Raw genomic sequence first — 20,891 nt, forward strand, 5'->3', positions numbered from 1 at the left:
TTGAAGCTGTTACACTTGGCGCCGCTTTATACACTGGCAAACGCTACCGCGTAAGACAGCTTTTGCCTTAATTCCCTCAGATCCCTCAGGAATTTTCGTCCAATGATTCGCAGCATGACAGGCTTCGCACGCCGCGAACGGCAGGGCCCGTGGGGCACGCTCGTCTGTGAACTGCGCACTGTCAATCACCGTTACCTTGAGATCTCGCTGCGCCTGCCCGACGACCTCAAGGCACTCGACAACGACGTGCGTCAAACCATTACGGCCGCGCTGCGTCGGGGCAAAGTCGACGCCAACCTCTATCTCAAATCGAGCGCCGGCACACAGCAATCCATCGAGATCGACACGGCGCTGCTCGATCAGCTCGCCGCTCGCGTGACAGAAGTGCGCTCGCGCCTCGCCGATACGGCGCAGCCGAATGCACTCGACCTGTTGCGCTGGCCCGGTGTGATTCGCAATGCGGATATCGATGCGAAACCCGTGCTGGCTGCGGCACTCGATGTTCTGAAAGAGGCCCTCACCGAACTCAACGACACGCGTCATCGTGAAGGCCAGCGCATCCGCGAGCTGCTGCTGAGCCGCTGCGTCGCGATGCGCGCCCAGGTGCAGAACGTGAAGACGCGCCTGCCGGAAATCTCGCAGCGCCTGCGCGATCGTATCGTCGAGCGGATCGCGCAGCTCGGCGTGACGCCCGACCAGGAACGACTCGAACAGGAACTCGTCCTGTACACGCACAAGATGGACGTGGACGAGGAAATGGACCGGCTCACCGCTCACCTCGACGAGGTCACCGGCGTCCTCGATTCTTCCGAACCCGCGGGACGGCGACTCGACTTCCTCATGCAGGAGCTCAATCGCGAAGCCAACACGCTTTCGTCGAAATCGCAGGACACCGAGACGACTCGGGCCGCGGTCGACATGAAGGTGATGATCGAGCAGATGCGGGAGCAGGTTCAGAATGTTGAATGAGAAGTGATCGGCGGTTGGCGGTTAGTGCGGATTCGGAAGCGCAAAGAGATGGGAAGCCAGGGGAAACTTTTTGTGGTTGCTGCGCCGTCGGGGGCGGGCAAGACGTCGCTCGTGAGGGCGTTGATGAAGCGCGTGCCCGATCTGCGGTTCTCGATTTCGTATACGACGCGCAGGCAGCGTGAGACCGAGAAGCACGAGCACGACTACTTCTTTGTCACGAGGGAACAGTTTCAGCAAAGGATCGATGCGGGTGACTTTCTCGAGCATGCGCAGGTGTTCGACAACTTCTACGGCACTTCACGTTCACAGGTGCAGGGCATCCTCGATTCGGGGCACAACGTGCTGCTGGAGATCGACTGGCAGGGAGCGCGGCAGATCCGTCGCGCGATGCCGCAGTCGCAATCGATCTTCATCCTGCCGCCTTCGCGGGCCGAGCTCGAGCGCCGGCTGCGGGATCGCAAGACCGACTCGGACGAGGTCATCGCCCGCCGGTTGCGCGATTCGATCGCGGACATGTCGCATTGGAACGAATTCGACTACGTAGTCGTTAACGATGACTTTGAACGGGCGGTGAACGACCTGCAGGCCATCGTCGAGGATCGGGGCGATGCTTTCCGCGCAACCCGATCCGAGCTGCAAACGCTGGTCCGTTCGCTGCTGGGTTAACCGCAACAGCATTTTTCGCCGGCGCGCACGATACTTCGTGATGCGCTGAACTCGCGGCCTCGCCATCGGACCAAGGTTACGACGGCGGTGCATCGTGCAACGCCGGTCGGAATCTTTCGATAAGGACCACGAGACATGAGCTGCACTCTGAACAACAGACTCCTTCGCAATGCCTTCCCCTGGTTGGGACTCACGCTGTGCGCATTCATCGTGCCGGCGGGTGCGTTCGCAGCCGAGGAGGCCAAACCACGCACGGTCGCTGTGTCGGGCCAGGGCGAAGTCCAGGCGGAACCCGACAAGGCCATCGTCACGCTCGGGGTGGAGTCGCGCAAACCGCGTCTCGAAGATGCCCGGGCGGAAGTGACGAAGACCGTCGAAGCCGTCCTCAAGCTGACCCGCGATCTGAAGATCGATCAGAAGAATGTGCGTGCGACGCGGATCAACGTGCAGCCGGAGTACAACTGGGACAACAACGCGCGCGAGCGCAACCTGATCGGCTACTACGTGTCGCGACAGGTCGAAGTCGATCTGCGCGATCTCGAGAAGCTGGGCACGCTGCTGGAGAAGTCCACGGATCTCGGCGTGAACCAGATGGGCGATCCGCGCCTCGATTCGAGCAAGCGCCGTGACCTCGAGCGCAGCGCACTCGCCAAGGCTGTCGAAGATGCGCGCCTGAATGCCGAGACGGTGGCCAAGGCTGCGGGTGCACGACTCGGCCCTGCCCGCACGATCTCCGCCAGCTCGGGCTTCGTCCCCGCGCCTGTCATGGAGCGCATGCAGAAGATGGCCATGTCCGCTGATTCGGGCGGCGCATCGCAGACATACCAGAGCGGCCAGATGACGTTCACCGGCAACGTCCAGGTCGAATACGACCTGATCGTCGGCCCGTGATCACGTTGTGATCGCATGAACGCCGGGCGCATTTCGATTCGGGCAGCACGCATCTCAGGCGTACTGCTCGCGTTGAATGCGCTCGTCGTCTACGGCATAGATATTCCGAAGCCGGCGGAGGCAGCTCCGCCGGCGGCACCTCCGCCCGCAAGCGTCGACGTGGCGCCGAGCGATGAGACTGCGTTCTACGAACGCCTCCAGTACGTCACGCACAAGCGCAACCTCGTCGGCCTCGGCATGGACGACGCGACGCTCAAATCGCTGGCCCTGGGATCGCCGGATACCACGATCGCCAGCCTGAGCTCGCGCAGCACCGGCGGCGACGTGAATGCGACCATCGCGCTCGTGCGCATCCAGCACTGGTGCAATCGCGTGTCTTCCGCCCGTCCAGGTAACGCGCAGGCGCAGGTGCAGAGACTCGCGTCGGTTCTGCCCGCGGAGCGGTTACCGAAGATGGCGGGTGTCTTCGCGGCCGAGCGCGCATACCAGGAAAAAGCCCGCGCCGGTTGCAGCAAGGCGCCGTTCGACTATCAGGGAATCGAGTCACGCCTGCGCGGCGCTGCGGAAGCAGGCGACCCCGCGAGCGCCACGGAACTCGCGCAGTTCGTCCGTGATCCTGCGAAACGCGAAGCGTTCCTCGAACAAGCCGCCGAGAAAAACTATCCGCCCGCGATGTATGCGCTCGCGACCAACCGGCTCGCAGCCGTGCAACGCAATCGATCGACCGAGAACGTGTCCTCGATCCGACTGTTGCTGAAACAGGCGGGACGCACGTTGCCGCGCGCGAAGGTCGATCTCGCGAATTGCATGGCGACGGGATGCGACGGTCATCCGGCGGATGGTCCTGGCGCCGCGCCGTTCGGCCTGGATGCGGCACGCGATGGCGAGCCGCTGGCTTTCACTTCGATGCTGCGCATGCCGTGGAGCGGCCGGCTCAACCGTGTGCAGATGCTGGGCTGGCAGTACTTCGGCAATCGTCTGAACGAAGAGGGCTGCACCGGCGACGGCTACGTCCAGAACGCGGTCGTCTTCGCGCAGTCGATCTCGATGCTCGAGAAAGGCGTACCGCCGAGCATGCTGCAGGAAGCCGCCGCGCAAGCAGAAACGCTCTGGCAGCAAAGCAGCGAGCGGGCGAAACGGGAACAGGGATGTGGTTGAAGAAGCTGTGAGCGATGAGCTGCGAGCGGTGAGCCGGAGGGCGGAACGGCGCGAACTCCTAGCTCCGGCTCACAGCTCGTAGCTCACAGCTCGTAGCTCACAGCTCGCCGCCTCTGCCTATGCCGCCACTCGATCAACGAGCAGAATCGTTCCATCCACTCCGGTGACCCTGGCCTTCGCCCCCGCCGGCAGATTCGGTCCCCGAACCGACCAGTCGCGATTGCCGAGACGGATCTTGCCCTGGCCGTTCTGCAGTGCCTGCTCCAGCACCACGACCTGACCAATGTGGCTGTGGCCCGTGCGATGGCTCGCGAGCGGGCTATCGAGCTCGCGTTGCCGCGCCCGGTACTGCATCCAGAAGTACACGGCGAAAACAGTCGTGGCGAAGATCGCAAACCAGATCATGGGGGTCCGTCAGGCAAAGCATCCGAAGGGTACGCAACCGCAGCGTAGCAAGCCCTGCAACCGGGAAACGATGAAGACAATCACAAACTTGCGACGTAACCCGCCGCGAACTTTACGGAATCCGAGCATCGGATCGAGGGGGCGCCAACGAGGTCAGCGGGCTTCCCTCAACCGGGGTCCGAGTCATCCCGCTCGCTGGGACCGGGCCGCTGCCGACTGGCGCTTCAGATGAACCAGCAAGAGCGAAATCGCAGCGGGGGTGACGCCCGGCACGCGGGCCGCCTGACCGATCGTCGATGGCCGCACGTCCCGCAGACGCTGCCGCACTTCGGTCGAAAGGCCGCGGACCTGCTCGAAATCCAGGCTAGCGGGCAGATGCGTCTCCTCGTGGCGGCGCTGCCGTTCGATCTCGTCCTGCTGGCGGTCGATGTAGCCCGTGTATTTGGCCTGCACTTCGAGCTGCTGCGTCACTTGTTCAATCAGGCGCTCATCCGCCTCGGGCAGCTTCATCCATTCCGGGCGGTCGACGCAGGGCAATTGCGCAAGCGCGCCGTACGACACTTCCGGCCGTCGCAGCAACGCATAAGCATGTGCTTCGCGCGGGAGCGCGGCGCCGAGCAGATCGATCGCCTGCGCTTCGGTGATCTGGTGCGGATGAATCACAGCGTCGTCGAGGCGCTGGGTCTCCTGCGCGATCAGCTCGCGCTTGCGTTCGAAGAACGTCCAGCGCTCGTCGTCGACGAGGCCCAGCTCGCGGCCCTTCTGCGTGAGGCGCAGATCGGCATTGTCTTCGCGCAGCAGCAAGCGGTACTCCGCGCGACTCGTGAACATGCGATAGGGCTCGCTCGTGCCCCGAGTGATCAGGTCGTCGACCAGCACGCCGATATACGCTTCATCGCGACGCGGCGACCAGGCTTCGCGTTCCTGAACCTGCAGCGACGCGTTGATGCCCGCGAGAATTCCCTGGGCCGCGGCTTCTTCGTAGCCTGTCGTGCCGTTGATCTGGCCGGCGAAGAACAATCCGCCGATGAACTTGGTTTCCAGGCTCGCCCGCAGGTCGCGCGGATCGAAGTAGTCGTACTCGATCGCGTAGCCGGGCCGCGTGATGTGCGCGTTCTCGAAGCCTCTGATCGAGCGCACCAGATCGAACTGCACGTCGAACGGCAGGCTCGTCGAAATGCCGTTCGGATAGATCTCGTGCGTCGTGAGCCCTTCCGGCTCGATGAAAATCTGATGCGAGGTCTTGTCCGCGAAACGATGGACCTTGTCTTCCACTGACGGGCAGTAGCGCGGACCGACGCCTTCGATCACACCCGTGAACATCGGCGAGCGATCGCAGCCCGCACGGATGATCTCGTGCGTGCGTTCATTGGTCGAGGTGATGTGACACGCGATCTGGCGCGGATGCTCGCTGCGTGTGCCCAGATAGGAAAACACAGGCGTTGGCGTATCGCCCGGCTGCTCGAGCAATCCTTCGTAGTTGATCGTGCGGCCATCGATGCGTGGCGGCGTACCCGTCTTCAGGCGTCCAACGCGGAACGGCAGTGCACGAAGCTTCTCCGCGAGCCGGTTCGACGGCGGATCGCCTGCGCGACCGCCCTGGTAATTCGTGAGGCCCACATGAATCTTTCCGCCGAGGAACGTGCCGACAGTGAGCACGACGGCGCGGGCACGAAACTCGATGCCCGTCTGCGTGATGACGCCGTGAACGCGATCCCCTTCGATGACGAGATCGGCCACTTCCTGCTGGAACAACGTGAGATTCGGCTGGTTCTCCAGCATCGAGCGAATCGCAGCCTTGTACAGCACTCGATCCGCTTGCGCGCGAGTGGCCCGCACCGCCGGCCCTTTGCTCGCATTCAGCGTACGAAACTGAATACCACCGCGATCCGCCGCGCGCGCCATGGCACCGCCCAGCGCATCGATTTCCTTTACGAGGTGACCCTTGCCGATCCCGCCGATCGCCGGATTGCAGCTCATCTGCCCCAGCGTCTCGATGCTCTGCGTCAGCAGCAGCGTGCGCGATCCCATCCGGGCAGCGGCAAGCGCAGCCTCGGTCCCGGCATGGCCGCCGCCGATGACGATGACGTCGAAATGGGAGGGGAAAAGCATGGGATAGAAGCGGTTAGCGGTTGGCGGTTGGCGGTTAGGCCGGAAAAAGAGGCGGGTATTCTAGGGCAGGTGGGGTGAGGGCCAAAATGAGGCGGAGCCGTAGGGACGGACTCCGCCGGCTCAGCGGGTACTCCGGCTAGTCACTTAGCCGATTCTGTCTCATGCCTGACGCGTTTGAGCAGGGCGAAGGACATGGCGACCAGCACGCCTACGCCGAGGATCAGCACGCCCCACAGGACGAACAGGCGTACTGGGGTCTTCTGGGGCAGGGGTTTGAACGCTACTTCGCCGCCCAGGGTATGGGGGGCACCGACACTGCCCTCGCCGATCATCTGGGACAGGTCCTTCTCGCTCACTCCCGCCAGAAGGCTGCCGCATTGCTGGATTGGCGCCGGCTCGGCGCGACGGCTGCCGAACGCCAGCGTGTAGGGCGAAGCGCCTTGTGCCAGGAATCGGACCTTTGCCGGCCGGTAGCCCAGTTCGAGGGATGGAGCGCGTGTGAGCGCCTGCGACGCGTCGGAGTAGACGACGCGCCAGTAGCGGTCGTGGTCGCCATCGATTTCCGCCGGCGGACTCGTGCGTCGCTCGCTTTCGGTCACGATCGAGTAGAACTCCCCGCTCCATCGATCCCGCCACGCGGCCTTCTCGTCCGCCCGGCTCTGAAGACTCACTCGCACCGAGGCGTTGTCGTGCGGTAGTACGAGTCGCGCGTAAGTCACCGGTGCGATGCGAGCCGCATCGAAGAGCAGCTCACCCGCATTGCCCGAGGCCACGGGATTCGCGTTGAACCACACTGGCTCCACCGACTGCGGTTGCTGCATCACTTCCGCGATGACCGCCGCGAGCTGCAGCGAAGGGCCGTCATCGGTGCGCACGACGCGCAGATACTGATAAGTCTGCAACGGCAGCGGGATGACCTTGCGCTGCAGTTGCTGGCCGTCTCGCGTCACACGCAACAGCGTCGTCGATGGAACGACGGATCGCCATTGATCGAGATCTTCGCTCGCCTCGATGCGCACGCTCGCCTGTGATGCGCCGTCCGGGCTCATCCAGTCGAACTCGATCGAGCGCAGCATGCCGCTCACGCTTCGGGCATCGATCACATGAGCCCATGTCTGCGTCTCGCCGGTCGTCGAGGGCGTCGCACCCTCTTCCTGCACGCGAACCTGCGTGCCCGAGGAGGTTTCCACTTCCACGGTCGCACCGTTCCCGCTGCCCGGTGCCGCTGCCTGCAGATCGAAGACCGGCAACGACGCGTTCATGATCACGGGCTGCACAGTTGCTGGCGATGCGCAGAATGCATGCGGCACCGCGGTGCCCTCGGCATTGAACACACGTACGTCGCCGAGATCGTCGCGAGTCGCCGTCTGGTACACGAAATCCGGCACCAGCACCTCAACAAGAGGCCGGCCTTCGTAGCTGAAGATGTCGACGCCCTGTGCGTAGTCGTCGGGCACTGGCGCCGCATTCGCACCAGCGCACAGCAGAGTGAAAGCAAGCAAGCCGACTTTCGATGTCATCGCGAGCGTCCTTTGATCTTTTCTATTCTCAGTCGCTGGGACGGATTGCAGGATCATTCAGTCGCCTCCCGACTCTCTCTCCTCGGCGGCAGCGGGGCGAAATAGCCCGTCACCAGGAACAGCACGCCGACGCTGAGGAACGACGCAATGCGGGCGATGGTGCCGATGCTCGAGAGATCGACAGCGAACAGCTTCACCACCACGACGGCCATCAGCCCCGCGCCGACGATCCACACGTAGCGCCACTTCTGGCGCGCGGCGACGGTCATGGCCGCGAAACCCAGCAATCCCCAGAAGATCGACAGCGACGCCTGGACGAGCGTCGAGTTGAGAATTCCAGTCAGCGTGGCCGGTGCGCCGAAGTTGTGATGCAGCGAACGAATCAGCGCCGCGTTCAGCCACAGGAAAACCAGTGCTGCGATCACGACGACCGGGCCTCGTTCATCGCTCCAGAGTTTCCCGCGTTCCAGGTGCCCGAGCGAAGTCCACCACAAGCCGATCGCGGCGAGACACAGCGCCACGCTCACATCGAGCGGATTCGCGAGCGGAATGTACGGCAGCCAGCCGGGGTCACCGATGTTCGTGAGATTCACGAACACGATCCACGCACTCACTACGACCACCAGCGGAATGGCAACGACGATGCGATAGGTCGATTCGTTCTGCGCCAGCGGCCACGGCGGAGCGAGCTGTTTGCGGCCCAGGAGCGCAAGCAATATCGCCGGCGCAAGCCCCCACGGCAGCACCGGCCAGACGCCGCTCGTGTGGTATTCGACCTGCCAGCTGACTTCCCATGCGGCTATCAGCGCGAGTGCCCAGAACGCACCGGCGTGCAGAGCCTGCTCGCCGATCCGCTGCGCATCGAGTCGGTCGCGATTGAGAAGGAACAACAATCCGTATTGGACCGCTAACAGCAGCAGCCAGCCGGATTCGCCCCATTCGCCGAACGGATGCCCGACGTGAGTCGCGTAGAGAAGGCAGAAGAGCGCTCCCAGCGCCGGCAGATACAGCGCGAAGGTTTGCGGCAGCGACCAACGGGCCTTGATGCCGATGAACGCCAGCAGCGCCGCAGTGAACGCCACGTAGATAAGCGTGCTGCCCATCACCGCGGTGGGCAGATAGCGGTCGATCTCATGCAGGCCGCCGAACAACCACCAGGCCAGCGCCCAGACCGCGAACAGCACTTCCGCACCGGCTTCGTAGACAGCCTGGCGTTCGCGATTGCGATGCCACCAGTAGCTGCTGAGCAAGCCTGATACCGCAAGCATCAGCGCGCCGAGATAGATGCTGTTGAACACGGCTTGCGTGCTCGTGAAGCGCGCCAGCCCCACGAAGAAGCCCAGTCCACCCACGATCTGGAGCAGCGCACCGAAGGCGCGTGGCAACCGGCGTTCCTGCCTCACGCCCAGCCAGAGCAATCCGACGCCCTCGACTGCCCACATCGCAGCAGTCGTCCGGGTGTCGAATGCGAGCGGGATCGCGAGGCTGGCGAAGACGACGCCCAGTGCGGCGAACGATTCGACCAGCAACCGGAACGTGTCGCGTCGCGTGCGCCACAACGTCCAGCCGAGAATCAAATAGAAGAACCCGAGAATCAAAGCGCTCCAGGCCAGCGCGTACTCGATCTTCGACACCAGCGTCGCATGCAGGGTGAATGCAACGACGGGCAGGCCGAACACCAGCGAGCCCGAGACGTAGCCCTTCAGGTTCGGCGGCTGACGCACGCAGTTGAGGATCGACACCGCGACATACATCAGGAAGAAGAGGATCAGGAAGAAATCAGTGGTGAAGAGATCGTTCGCCTCGTAGCCCGATGCTCGCCACAGGCCTGTGATCGTGAACGTGAACACGAAGCCGAGCACGTTGAGTACACGCCAGGTCCGGAACCACGCCACGGCGAACACGCCGAGATTCAGGATCGCGTAGTACGTGAACAGTGCGACGTGATTGCCGCTGCCGGTCGACACCATGATCGGCGCAAGGAATCCGCCCGCAGTACCGATGACCGCCAGCGCGAGTGCATTCTGCGCGACGGCCAGGATTGCGGCTGCCAGCGCGATCACGATCAGCAGGCCGAGGGCCAGGCTGAGTGGAATCAATCCATAAAGCCGGCTCGCGGCGAAAACCGTCAGATACAGACCGGCGACCGCACCGCCCTGAAGAAGCTGCGCATACGCCGGGCGTTTCTCGCGCAGGCGCCAGCCGAAGCCGAGCAGAACGAAGGCGCCGATCGCGAGACCGACGAATCGCAGCTCGATCGGAAACAGGCTGTTCTCCGCGGCGTACTTCGCGAGGAAGGCAGCTCCGAAAAAGAGAATGACGATGCCGATGCGGGCAAGCGGATTACCGCCTTTGAACCAGCGAATGAAATCGTTGATGCGCTCCTCGACGAACGAGGGCGGCGGCGGAGGCCTCGGTGTAGCGACAGGCCTCGCCGTAGGTGCGGGCGTCGTCGCTGCGACGCTCGCCGCGGGTGCGGGTTGAGCGGCGGGCGCGGGCATCACAGGTGAAACAGCTGTGTCGGACGCCTTGTCGAAGATCGGGGCACGACGCGGCTCGCTCGGACGCGGAGGCGCTTCCTGATGCGGCTGCTGTACCGGTTGCCTTGCTTTAGGCTCGCCCTCGAGCTCCGCGAGCCGCTCCGATTGCAGCTTCGTCACGGTACGCAGGTGCATCACCTGCGCCAGCAGGGCGCCGAGCATTGCGCCGATGATGAAGCCGGCGAAATCCTCCTGGATGCCCCCCACGAAGACGCCGAACACCAACGCCAGTACGAATGTCATTCCTTTCGATGAAGGCTTCTTGTCGGCCTGCATGTCGCCGCGTCCTCGCGTTGTTCTTCTAGGAGAGCAGTGTCACACAGAGCGCTCGGCGGAAGGAAATCCCGGCGGGCGGTATCAGGAGCCGATACGGAGAAGCTTGTGTCTTGCGACCCGCGGAGAGTGAATCACGCGGCCAGGGCAACCTGGACCCGATTGCGGCCAAACCGCTTCGCTGCGTACACCGCGGTATCCGCATGGGCGATCAGATGCTCGCCCCAGACGCCGAGCATGTCGCTCGTCGCGATGCCGATGCTGCAGGTGAGCTTGACCGGCTCGCCATAGCCTTCGACGCGAACTTCGGAGACGCGCTTGCGAATGCGCTCAGCGATCGGTTCGGCGGCCGATGCGTCCGCGCTGCTCAGGATCACGACGAACTCTTCGCCGCCATAACGGCCGACCACATCGGATTGCCGCAGCTCGGCCTGGATCGGCGCGATGATCGCGCGCAGGCACGCATCTCCCGCGAGATGTCCGTAGGAATCGTTGATCTGCTTGAAGTGATCGAGATCGATGAAGAGCAATGCGATCGGCAGGCCTCGCGCTTGTGCGCGCAGGCACGCGGCATCGAGGCGTTCGACGAGCGACCGGCGATTCAGGACACCGGTGAGCGGATCGGTCTGCGCACGCCGCTCCGCATCGCTCAGGGCCAGGCGCTGTTCGCGCAGTTTGTCCGCGACGCCCAATGCGATCAGCACCGCTGCGGCCACCATCGACAACGGCAGGCCATAGTAGAGCAGCCACTCCGCCCCTTCCGGATCGGTGACGAGCAGGCGGATCGACGTTGCGATCGTGAACGCTTCGAGCAATCCCCACGCAACGAGGAACCATCCCGCTGCCCGACTGCTCCTTCGCCACGCCAGGAACGCAACGACGAGCGTGAACACAGCAGCGAACAGGAACACGAGATTGCCGATCGCCGCCACGATCCCGCCGAGCCCGATGAGCTGAGCGAGGTTCGCGAACGCCAGCACGAAGAAGGTGCCGGCAAGCCACCCGAACGCAGTGTAAGCGCGCGGCAGGAATCGCTTCAGATCGGCGATCTCACGGACGAACAAGCACGCGACCGCGCCGCTCACCGCTGCAGTCACGTTCCATGTGTAACTCTGCACCGGCAAGAGCAACGACAGGCCTGGCCATTCGAATGCCTGTCCCGACAGGAACGCCATGTAGAGCGCCTGCAGCGAAAACAGCGACGCATAGAGCGCGAGCAGCTTGTCGGACAGCACGAACCAGATCAGGAAACCGGCGAGCGCCATCGCCATCAGGCCGCCGAACGTGATTGCAATCATGCGCGCGTGCTCGGCACCGCGGGCGAGCGTTGCGTCCAGCGTCGAGGCAGTGATGTGAAAGCCTTCCGAGCCCCGGCCTTGCGGATCCACTCTCAGATACAGCGCCCGCTGTCTGCTCAGCCCGTCGGGAAGAATGAAGACCGCTTCATGGGCCCCGCGGAAACCGGGCAGCGAGGTGGCTTGCGGCAGCGACGACACCTTGCCGTCGCGCTCGGACAAGAGCCGAAGGTGGAGATGCCGGCCCTTGTGAATGTTGAGCGTTGCGACCGCGTCAGGCGCGTAGTCGCTCGCCGGAACGAGCTTCAGCCAGAAGACGCCGCCGCCCTTGCGGGCTTCGCGATAGTCAAACGGCTTGAAATGGCTGTCGAGTGCGCCGCGCGCGACATCGTCGGCGCTGCGGTCTCCCGCTGCGTCGAGCATCTGAAGCTGGAATTCGGGTACGGAATCCGCGAACACAGTCGGGGACAGACCCGCGGCGAGGCATAACAGCCATACCGCAAGCAGGTGACGCACAGTTGCCTCCGGCGCGATGCCGCCGGGTCGCCCAACCCGTCGCGAATCGCGGCGCAGGAAAGTAGCGTACGGTGCGATTTCGGGCGAAGGCAAGACGTCAGGGTGTACGGGATTACCCATTGCACGCCGGGCGGCTTTGTGGTGACAGAATGCACCAGCACGGTGCCAGAACGGCCGGCCCCTACGTATATAAATGAATGGTCTCGCCCCCGGCGACCATCTGGACCGGCTTCTCGAAGCGCAGGCCCAGCTTCTCGAGCACGCGGATCGAGCCGCTGTTGTGCGGCGATACGATGGCAACGATTTTCCGCAGCCCAAGCTGCAGGCGGCCGTAGTCCATCACGGCCAGCGCCGCTTCGGTCGCGTAGCCCTTCGACCAGTACGCCGGCAGATAGGCGAATCCCACGTCGATCGCCTTCAGCGCCTCGCGGTTGATGAGCCCGCAGGTGCCGATCGGCTCCCCGGTCTGCCTGATCTCAACCATGTAGTGCCCGTAGCCGTTGCGCTCATAGCTCGCGATGTGACTGTCGAGCAGGAATTGGCGCGCTTGGTCGAGCGTTCGTACACCCTTGTCGCCGATGTTGGCGAAGAACGACGGATCGTTGAGCAGCGTCAGCATGAACGGCGCGTCGTCGACAGTGAGACGGCGCAGGATCAGACGCGGAGTTTCGAGAACGACGACGGCAGGCGGGCGAGAGAGATCGGATGTGCTCATGCCCAATCGTACGATGGCGCTGTTTGGGACGGAAATCCGCTTGCGGCGTGCACGCCCGCAATGCTATTTAGGTGCCTCCATTCTCACTGCAACCAGAGGGAGGCATCGATGAACACACCCATGCGCCTTCCGCACGTGGCCGGCACTCATTGAAGTCCGCGGGCCCGGGCGGGTCCGACACGTGTAGCTGACTCCGCTCACGCGGAGCGTATCCCTGGTTTGACAATGGAGCGGCGCGAGACTCGCGTCGGATCATCATGACGAGTTCGAAAGCCGAAGGCGCCAACGTCCTTCGCAAAGTCCTGTTCTTCACGTTTCGCCTGTGGAGCCGCCGCAAGGGGCTCACCGCAGCGATCGCTCTCGCGATGTCGTTCGCGACCCTGACGGAAATCTTCGTTCCGGTGTACGCGGGTCGGCTGATCGACGCGCTCGCGGGCGGCCCTGCGCAGGCGGACGCCGCCATGCTCGCTTTCGCCGCGATGGCTGCTCTGGGCCTGGTGATGGTGGGATTGCGCCACCTTGCATGGTGGTGCGTGGTACCACTGACGCTCAGCCTGATGAGCGAGGTCGCGCGCGATGCTTTCCACCGCGTGCAACGCTTCTCGACCGATTGGCATGCGAACAGCTTCGCGGGCTCGATCGTGCGCAAGATCACTCGAGGCATGTGGGCGCTCGATACGCTCGATGACGTTCTCCTGCTCGCGCTGTTGCCCTCGCTCGTCGTTCTCGTCGGCACGGTCGTGCTGCTTGGGATGCGCTGGCCTTTGATGGGCGTGGTGATGGCACTGGGTTCCATCGCGTACGTCGCAGTCACAGTCACTCTGGCGACCCGTGTCATCGCACCGGCCTCGCGGCTGTCGAATGCTCAGGACACGCGCATGGGCGGGGTGCTCGCGGATGCCCTTGGCTCGAACGCAGTCGTCAAAGCGTTCGGAGCGGAGCATCGGGAAGATGCCCGACTGGCGCGTGTGGTCGACAAGTGGTCGCGCCGTACCTGGCGTACCTGGATGCGTCACACGTGGAGCGGCAGCGGTCAGCTTCTGCTCCTGTGGGTCGTTCGCACAGCAGTGACTGCAACGGCGTTGTGGCTGTGGTGGAAAGGCCAGGCGACGCCGGGAGAGATCACGTACGTGCTCACGACCTACTTTGTGGTGCACGGCTACCTGCGCGAGATCGGCCAGCACGTGCATCACCTGCAGCGTGCGGTAAACGAGATGGAAGAGATGGTTCGTCTCTTCGATCAACCGCTGGGCGTCGCGGATGCGCCAGGTGCAAAACCGCTGCGTATCTCGGCAGGCGAAGTGCGCTTCGATCACGTGACTTTCGCTTACGCGGGTCATCACGTGCCGTTGTATCGCGATCTGACCGTGCGGATCGCCGCGGGTCAGCGCGTCGGTCTCGTCGGTCACTCCGGATCGGGCAAGACGACGTTCGTGAAGCTGATCCAGCGGCTGTACGACGTGAAGGACGGCCACGTGCTCATCGATGGCCAGGACGTTTCGCATGCGACGCAGGAGTCGCTGCGCACGCAGATCGCGATCGTGCAGCAGGAGCCGATCCTGTTTCATCGCAGCCTGGCGGAGAACATCGCGTACGCGCGACCGGACGCCACGCTGGCGCAGATCCAGCGCGCAGCCCGACTGGCGAACGCGCATGACTTCATCGAGCGCTTGCCTCGTGGCTATCAGACACTCGTGGGCGAACGTGGGGTGAAGCTGTCGGGCGGCGAGCGCCAGCGCGTCGCGCTCGCCCGTGCCTTCCTGGCGGATGCTCCCATCCTCATCCTCGATGAAGCGACGTCGAGTCTCGACTCGGAGTCCGAAGCGCTGATCCAGCAGGCGATGGAACGACTGATGGCGGGACGCACGTCGATCATCATTGCGCATCGCCTGTCGACGGTGCGCGCGGTGGATCGCATCCTCGTATTCGAACACGGACGCATCGTCGAAGACGGTGATCACGAGACGCTGCTCGAACGGCCGAACGGGCATTACCGGAGGTTGTTCGACCGGCAGTCGGGGGCGTTTGTGGGAGCAGAGGAGATGATTGGTTAGGAGGGGCCTCCTGGCCCTGTTGTCATTCCCGCGAAAGCGGGAATCCATGCTTCGGCAGGATGGATCCCCGCGTGTGCGGGGATGACGAGGGGTTAACGCTTCCGCCTGAAGCTCAGCGAGAACCCCTTCTCCTTCCCATCCGTCACCGCGACTTTCATCGTGTCCGCGCTCGTCGCGACGTACTCGAGGCGTTTCGGAAAGTCATGCGAAGCGTTCTCGAACACGAGCCGCTGCGGCTCGCACACGATGAGCTCGAACGCGATCGGCAAGCGGTTGTGCGCGACCTTCGAGATGTAGAACACGCCTTTCTCCATCCGCGCCAGCCGCAACGACTCACCGTCGATCTGCTTCCCGCCCTTCAGCGTCACGCCTTTGCCCTCGAAAGTCGCGTCGCTCAGCTGCCTCCAGGTTTCCGTGAAGGTCTTGTCGCCGTCGCGGCTTTCCCATTCGCCCAGCAACCAGTGGGCGACCTGCAATGAATCGCATGCGGCGGCGCCTGCCGTGTTCGAGAGCAGTACGCAGAACGTAAACGCGGCAATCGTTCGGAAAGCGGCTCGAATCATTTGTTTCTCCCTGTGCGCGGAGCCTACGACTGCATACGACGACCCGGCAATTCATTTCATCGCAGGCGGTTTGACTCCCGTCACGCGCTACGCCACTCTCGATCGCATCCAGAATTCGAATCGCGTCCTTCCCTCCGCGATCCAGCCTCGAGGTTTCCCGGTGCGTTTCATGCAACGTCTTCTTGCCGTCTTCGCTGTATTGCTCACCTTTACGGCGTTCGCCGCCGAGCCGGCTCGCCGGCCGCTCAACGCCGATGACATCAATGCGCTGCACGCTGTCGACGATCCGCAACTCTCGCCCGATGGCGATTGGGTCGCCTACACCGTTCGCACCGCCAACCTGGAAAAGGACAAGCGCACGACCCACGTCTGGATGACGAGTTGGGACGGCAAGCGCCAGATCCAGCTCACGAACTCCAAGGAGAGCGAACACACACCGCGCTGGAGCCCCGACGGGCGCTACGTCAGTTTCCTGTCGGCTCGAGGCGGGGAGGACGATCCCGATCAGCTCTGGCTGATGGATCGCAGCGGCGGCGAAGCGCAGGTCGTCACGTCGTTCAAGGGCGATGTCCTCGACTATGAATGGTCGCCCGACGGCAAGCGCATCGTGCTGGTGGTGATGGATGAAGATCCCTCAAGCGCGGCCGAAGCCAAGGACAAGACGGCGCCGCCGATCGTCATCGATCGCTTCTATTTCAAGGAGGACGAGACGGGCTATCTCGGCGCGCTTCGTCGGCACCTCTATCTCTTCGATGTCGCCACCCGCAAGACCGAAGCCCTGACTTCCGGTCGATTCGACGAAAGCTGGGCGACCTGGTCGCCGGATGGATCGCAGATTGCGTTCGTCAGCAAGCGCGGCCCGGATCCGGATCGCAGCAACGACAACGGTCTCTATGTCATCGCGCCGCGTGCCGGCAGCGAAGCGCGGCTCGTGACGACATTCCACGGCGATGCGGGCGATTCCGGTTGGATGACGACGCCTTCCTGGCGACCCGACGGTCGCTCCATCGTCCTGACCGTGGCGCGCGATCCGAAGCTCATCTATTACGCGAAGCAGGATCTCATGACCGTCTCGCTCGACGGCACCACGCGAGTGCTCACGAGCAATATCGATCGCAATCTGATTGCGCCGCGCTGGTCGCAGGACGGCAAGTCGATCTACGCGTTCATCGAAGACGATCGCAACCAGCACCTCGTGCGACTCGATCCGGCGACCGGCAAGCTCGATCGGATTCTCGAGGGCCGACGCGAAACGACGGCATTCGACCTCGGACCGAAGAATCGCATCGCGATCCTGGACAGCACGGTCGATCGTCCCGACGAAGTGTTTGCCGTCGAAAGCGGCAAGGCACGTGCACTCACTTCACACAACGATGCGTGGCTGAAGAGTGTGACGCTGGCTCGCACCGAGGAAGTGACCGTCCAGTCGAAGGACGGAACGCAGATCAGTGGCTTCATCGTGACACCGCCGGACTATGTCGCAGGGCGCCGCTATCCGACGATCCTGCAGATTCACGGCGGCCCTGTTTCGCAGTACGCGAATTCATTCATGCCGATGTGGCAGATCTTCGCCTCGCAAGGCTTTGTGGTCGTCGCAACGAATCCGCGCGGCAGTTCGGGACGCGGTGAGGCGTTCGCCGCCGCGATCTGGGCCGAGTGGGGCGGCAAGGACACCGATGACGTTCTTGCTGTGGTCGACTACGCCGTCAGCAAAGGGATCGCGGATCCGGCGCGGCTCGGCGTCGGCGGATGGAGCTACGGCGGCATTCTCACGAATTTCGTCATCACCAAGGATTCGCGCTTCAAGGCAGCAACGAGCGGTGCATCGATCGGCAACGCGCTCGCTGGCTACGGCACCGACATGTATGTGCGCGAGTACGAAGCGGAGCTCGGCACACCCTGGAAGAACCTCGACAACTATCTGCGCAATGCCTATCCGTTGCTGCATGCGGATCGGATCAAGACGCCGACGCTGTTCCTGTGCGGCGAAGCGGACTTCAACGTTCCTCTGCTGAACTCGGAGCAGATGTATCAGGCGCTGCGCAGCACCGGCATCGATACGCAGCTCATCATTTATCCCGGCCAGCATCATGGCTTGAGCAAGCCGAGCTACCTGAAGGATCGGATGCAGCGCTACCTGGGCTGGTTCGGCAAGTATCTGCGCGGCACGGAGTAATTTGTCGGACGGCGCCTACACCTCAACGATCGCCAAAGATCGGTACAAGTCCGAGGAACCGAAGCCTCGGGTGAGGTGTATTGAATGCAAACGAAGCAGCGGGCTTCGGTGTGTTTCGCGCGCGTATGTCAGATCCAACCACCGGGCAGACCAACTCAAAGGGGAACCACCTGCCGGCGAGTGCTGCCGCGTCCGATCCTGCAACAGTGCGACTGAGCGATCTGAAGATCGAGGCAACCGCCGACAGCGAGCCCATTACACAGGGTATCAATTCTCAGGGAATCAACGGCCAGGGCACTGACGGCGCAGCGAAGGAGAACGCCGACCTGCCGCCGCCTTCGATTGATGCGGTGCGCGAAATCGGCATGGCCACCGTGCTCAGCCGTCGCTACCTGATCGAACGGGCGATCGGCGCTGGCGGCACCTCGACCATCTTCAGCGCGCTCGATCGCCACCGCCTGCATGGCAACAGCGCCGATGCAATGGTCGCGGTGAAGGTCCTGCTTCCGGCGTATCGCTCGGATGACACGCGCATCCAGCGCCTCATCCGCGAGTTCCGCTACATGCAGCGACTCACGCACCCCGGCATCGCGCGAGTGTTCGATCTCGATTGCGACGACGGCGTGTGGTTCATGACGATGGAGCTGTTGCACGGCGAATCGCTGAGCCGGCGTCTGCATCATCAGCCGGAGAAGCGACTGGAGACGCAGGAAGCGCTGCGCATCCTGATCGAATGCAGCGAAGCGCTCCTTTGCGCTCATGAACACGGCGTCGTCCACGGCGACCTGAAGCCCGGCAATGTGTTCATCGATACGCGTGGCGCCGCGCACTTGCTCGACTTCGGCTCGGTTCCCGAGCAATCGGGGATGATCGTTCCCCTCCACGAAAGATTCGCGACACCGGCCTACGCCAGCCCGCAGATCCTGGAGGGCGAGATTGCGGAAGTGCGCGACGACCTGTTCAGCCTCGGGTGCCTCGCCTATCAGATCCTCAGCGGCCAGCATCCGTTCGCTCTCAAGTCCTCCCTCGACGTACGCGACGAGGGTGCGCGATTGACGTGGCTTCCGAGCATCCCCGCGCGTCATTTCGGCGTCATCGCGCGAATGCTTTCGTGGGAGCGGGACGAACGTCCCGCCAGCGCAAGGGAGTTCGTAGACTCCCTCAACGCCGCACAAGTACGTGCCAAGGCTGCGTATGCTCGTCAGCCTCGCACGCCGGAACCGGAGTATTCAGAGCCGGCTGCTGCAAGCGATGAGTCGTCGGCCGCTGATCCGTCGCCGTCGGCGCAACGCGAACATGAGTCAGAGTCGAAGCAACGCGAGAAGCGCCCGGCGACGTCGGAAGACATCGCGCGAGCGTTCGCGCAATTCGCGGGTGTCGTACCGGACAGCTGGGTCAGCCCAGATGAAAATCCGGCGCGGGTTGCATCGACAGCGGCTTCGGAGGAGGACCAGCCACGGGTGCGTTGGGGCAAGACGATTCCGCACGAACTGATCGATCCCAAGCCTCGCATCGACGGCTTTCAACCATCGGCCGCATCGCCTCCTGTCGGCGAACCCGAGACGATGGAAACGGAGCCGACGGAGGAGGTTCCAGAGCAGCCCCTCGCGAAACCGACCTGGCGCCATCGACTCTCGTGGTTGTCGCTGCGCCCCCGAACGCGCGAACGCATCGAGCCCGTTGTCGCCGCTGTGGTGGCGGAACCAATCAGCGAACCGCCGTCGATCGAGTCCGACAGCGAGCCGCAGGAAGAAGAGCCGCGGTCGGCGCCAACGCCCGAGCTGCAATGGCGCGGAGCGTGGCCTTCGAGCTGGGCAGCAATTGCAACACGGCTGCGGCAACTGCGACCGGCAACGAGCTTCCGGGTACGCAATGCGGCGCTCGCCTCAGCAACGCGGTCCGCTGCTCAACCGCGAAGCTCCGGGGCTCTGCCCGTTGCTCCCTCGTCCTGGATGCCGCAGGTCCGGATGGAGCAGCGCTTGTCCGTGCACTGGCCCGATCTGCATCTGATTCCTTCAGCGGCGTCGGAGCCGATCGTTCGATTCGACACGCGACTGCTGCCACAACCTCTTGTTGTCGCTGCAGCGGCCAGCCGGCGGGGGCCAGCGCCAGAACAGGCGGCGCCCATCGAGGAAACGCTGTCGACGCTCGAACCGGTTGTTGCTCTCGAACCATTCGTCGGACCGCGTCGCCCAAGTCGCGGTCGCAGAATCTTGTCCGCCGCAGCGGTCCAGGCACAGCGGTCGGGCACTCGCGTCCGCGATGGCTGGCGCACCGCCAGCGCGAGCACAGCAAGGATCGCCGCCTCGATTTCGGTGCCTCGAATTCCCTGGCGCCGCACGGTCGAGATGTGGCCCCACTGGCGTGAACTGCGCAGGAGTATCGGCTCGCTCTCCATCCAGCCGCGGCCGCAGTGGCGCGAAGCGATGCCGGTGTTGACGATCGCCGGCATCGCATTCTTCGCCGTGTTATTGCTGCAGCTATCCAGCGAAGTGCGATCGGATTTCAGTCTGCTTGCCGAACGCGAGCGGCAAAGCGAAGCGCGCCTGGCAGCGCTCGCGGACATGGAGATTTCCATCATCGAACCTGAGATCGTTGCATCGGCGGCGCCTGTCTTGCCGACCGCCGCTGTTGAACCCTCGCTGCCAGCCGCGTCCGGCGTGGTTTCGTTTCAATCGCGACGGGTGATCGTCGTTCATGGTCAGCAGATGGCTGCAATCAATCTGCTGCGAGAGCGCTCGACCGCGGGTGCCGCGCCCGTTCGATGGAGCATCGCACCCGGCACGGCAAAACCAGGCGTCGACTACGAGCTGCCGACACTTCAAACGGCGCGTTTCAACGACGGCCAGGACGTGCGCACGTTGTTCATTCCGATCAAGCCGTCGAGTTCGACCCGGGAACGACGCTTCACCATCAGGCTGCGAAAGACACCCGGAGCGCCAGCGTTCGGAGAGATTACGGAGACCGAAGTGGTGCTGAGAGGCAGCGCGGTGGTGTCGGTGGCGGCAAGATGACAGGAAACCCCTCGCGAGCTGGCT

General features: G+C 63.6%; 14 protein-coding genes. 7 read left to right on the forward strand and 7 right to left on the reverse strand.

Features of this window, described 5'->3' with window-relative positions:
• The first annotated feature begins 102 nt into the window (after positions 1-102).
• The 4 genes from HNQ60_RS09280 (at position 103) to HNQ60_RS09295 (ending at position 3,684) form a co-directional block, all read left to right on the forward strand.
• Positions 103-969, forward strand: coding sequence for a YicC/YloC family endoribonuclease (locus HNQ60_RS09280; RefSeq protein ID WP_184330946.1), 867 nt, complete (start codon positions 103-105; stop codon positions 967-969).
• Between the two features lie 48 nt (positions 970-1,017).
• Positions 1,018-1,635: a guanylate kinase gene (gene gmk / locus HNQ60_RS09285; protein WP_184330948.1), complete on the forward strand. Its 618-nt coding sequence runs from the start codon at positions 1,018-1,020 to the stop codon at positions 1,633-1,635.
• Positions 1,636-1,770: 135 nt separating this feature from the next.
• Positions 1,771-2,526, forward strand: coding sequence for an SIMPL domain-containing protein (locus HNQ60_RS09290; RefSeq protein WP_184330950.1), 756 nt, complete (start codon positions 1,771-1,773; stop codon positions 2,524-2,526).
• Positions 2,527-2,541: 15 nt separating this feature from the next.
• Entirely contained in the window at positions 2,542-3,684 is a 1,143-nt protein-coding gene (locus HNQ60_RS09295; RefSeq protein ID WP_184330952.1) for an SEL1-like repeat protein, read from the forward strand.
• A gap of 117 nt (positions 3,685-3,801) precedes the next feature.
• On the opposite strand, the gene HNQ60_RS09300 is transcribed toward HNQ60_RS09295, so the two are convergent.
• The 6 genes from HNQ60_RS09300 to HNQ60_RS09325 all read right to left on the reverse strand — a co-directional run bounded on the left by HNQ60_RS09300 (position 3,802) and on the right by HNQ60_RS09325 (position 13,060).
• Positions 3,802-4,089: an NfeD family protein gene (locus HNQ60_RS09300; protein WP_184330954.1), complete on the reverse strand. Its 288-nt coding sequence runs from the start codon at positions 4,087-4,089 to the stop codon at positions 3,802-3,804.
• A 183-nt stretch (positions 4,090-4,272) separates the two neighbouring features.
• Positions 4,273-6,201, reverse strand: a complete 1,929-nt coding sequence (gene mnmG / locus HNQ60_RS09305; RefSeq protein ID WP_184330956.1) for a tRNA uridine-5-carboxymethylaminomethyl(34) synthesis enzyme MnmG — start codon at positions 6,199-6,201, stop codon at positions 4,273-4,275.
• A 140-nt stretch (positions 6,202-6,341) separates the two neighbouring features.
• A complete protein-coding gene (locus HNQ60_RS09310; RefSeq protein WP_184330958.1) occupies positions 6,342-7,721 on the reverse strand; it encodes a DUF3999 domain-containing protein in 1,380 nt (459 codons plus the stop codon).
• A 53-nt stretch (positions 7,722-7,774) separates the two neighbouring features.
• Entirely contained in the window at positions 7,775-10,537 is a 2,763-nt protein-coding gene (locus tag HNQ60_RS09315) for a DUF2339 domain-containing protein (protein ID WP_184330960.1), read from the reverse strand.
• A 131-nt stretch (positions 10,538-10,668) separates the two neighbouring features.
• Entirely contained in the window at positions 10,669-12,345 is a 1,677-nt protein-coding gene (locus HNQ60_RS09320) for a sensor domain-containing diguanylate cyclase (RefSeq protein ID WP_184330961.1), read from the reverse strand.
• 181 nt (positions 12,346-12,526) lie between these two features.
• Positions 12,527-13,060 (reverse strand): GNAT family N-acetyltransferase, encoded by a 534-nt coding sequence (locus tag HNQ60_RS09325; RefSeq protein WP_184330963.1) that lies wholly within the window; start codon positions 13,058-13,060, stop codon positions 12,527-12,529.
• Positions 13,061-13,317: 257 nt separating this feature from the next.
• Here HNQ60_RS09325 and HNQ60_RS09330 point away from each other — a divergent pair, with 257 nt between their 5' ends.
• Positions 13,318-15,114: an ABC transporter ATP-binding protein gene (locus tag HNQ60_RS09330; RefSeq protein ID WP_184330965.1), complete on the forward strand. Its 1,797-nt coding sequence runs from the start codon at positions 13,318-13,320 to the stop codon at positions 15,112-15,114.
• A gap of 92 nt (positions 15,115-15,206) precedes the next feature.
• Here the strand turns inward: HNQ60_RS09330 and HNQ60_RS09335 are convergent, their stop codons facing one another.
• Complete coding sequence (locus HNQ60_RS09335) at positions 15,207-15,677, reverse strand: DUF6265 family protein (RefSeq protein ID WP_184330967.1); 471 nt, start codon at positions 15,675-15,677, stop codon at positions 15,207-15,209.
• A 169-nt stretch (positions 15,678-15,846) separates the two neighbouring features.
• On the opposite strand from HNQ60_RS09335, the gene HNQ60_RS09340 reads away from it, so the two are divergent.
• Together HNQ60_RS09340 and HNQ60_RS09345 are read left to right on the forward strand one after the other, a co-directional pair.
• Complete coding sequence (locus HNQ60_RS09340) at positions 15,847-17,853, forward strand: S9 family peptidase (RefSeq protein ID WP_184330969.1); 2,007 nt, start codon at positions 15,847-15,849, stop codon at positions 17,851-17,853.
• A 125-nt stretch (positions 17,854-17,978) separates the two neighbouring features.
• Complete coding sequence (locus HNQ60_RS09345; RefSeq protein WP_184330971.1) at positions 17,979-20,867, forward strand: protein kinase domain-containing protein; 2,889 nt, start codon at positions 17,979-17,981, stop codon at positions 20,865-20,867.
• Positions 20,868-20,891 lie beyond the last annotated feature (24 nt).

It is taken from the genome of Povalibacter uvarum (assembly GCF_014202975.1).
Taxonomy (GTDB): Bacteria; Pseudomonadota; Gammaproteobacteria; order Steroidobacterales; family Steroidobacteraceae; genus Steroidobacter; species Steroidobacter uvarum.

Coding starts and splice junctions, on each gene's coding strand:
- HNQ60_RS09310 (WP_184330958.1), bottom strand. CDS start 7,721: ATGACATCGAAAGTCGGCTTGCTTGCTTTCACTCTGCTGTGCGCTGGT.
- HNQ60_RS09295 (WP_184330952.1), top strand. CDS start 2,542: ATGAACGCCGGGCGCATTTCGATTCGGGCAGCACGCATCTCAGGCGTA.
- HNQ60_RS09300 (WP_184330954.1), bottom strand. CDS start 4,089: ATGATCTGGTTTGCGATCTTCGCCACGACTGTTTTCGCCGTGTACTTC.
- HNQ60_RS09330 (WP_184330965.1), top strand. CDS start 13,318: ATGACGAGTTCGAAAGCCGAAGGCGCCAACGTCCTTCGCAAAGTCCTG.
- HNQ60_RS09280 (WP_184330946.1), top strand. CDS start 103: ATGATTCGCAGCATGACAGGCTTCGCACGCCGCGAACGGCAGGGCCCG.
- mnmG (WP_184330956.1), bottom strand. CDS start 6,201: ATGCTTTTCCCCTCCCATTTCGACGTCATCGTCATCGGCGGCGGCCAT.
- HNQ60_RS09315 (WP_184330960.1), bottom strand. CDS start 10,537: ATGCAGGCCGACAAGAAGCCTTCATCGAAAGGAATGACATTCGTACTG.
- HNQ60_RS09325 (WP_184330963.1), bottom strand. CDS start 13,060: ATGAGCACATCCGATCTCTCTCGCCCGCCTGCCGTCGTCGTTCTCGAA.
- HNQ60_RS09290 (WP_184330950.1), top strand. CDS start 1,771: ATGAGCTGCACTCTGAACAACAGACTCCTTCGCAATGCCTTCCCCTGG.
- gmk (WP_184330948.1), top strand. CDS start 1,018: ATGGGAAGCCAGGGGAAACTTTTTGTGGTTGCTGCGCCGTCGGGGGCG.
- HNQ60_RS09345 (WP_184330971.1), top strand. CDS start 17,979: ATGTCAGATCCAACCACCGGGCAGACCAACTCAAAGGGGAACCACCTG.
- HNQ60_RS09340 (WP_184330969.1), top strand. CDS start 15,847: ATGCAACGTCTTCTTGCCGTCTTCGCTGTATTGCTCACCTTTACGGCG.
- HNQ60_RS09335 (WP_184330967.1), bottom strand. CDS start 15,677: ATGATTCGAGCCGCTTTCCGAACGATTGCCGCGTTTACGTTCTGCGTA.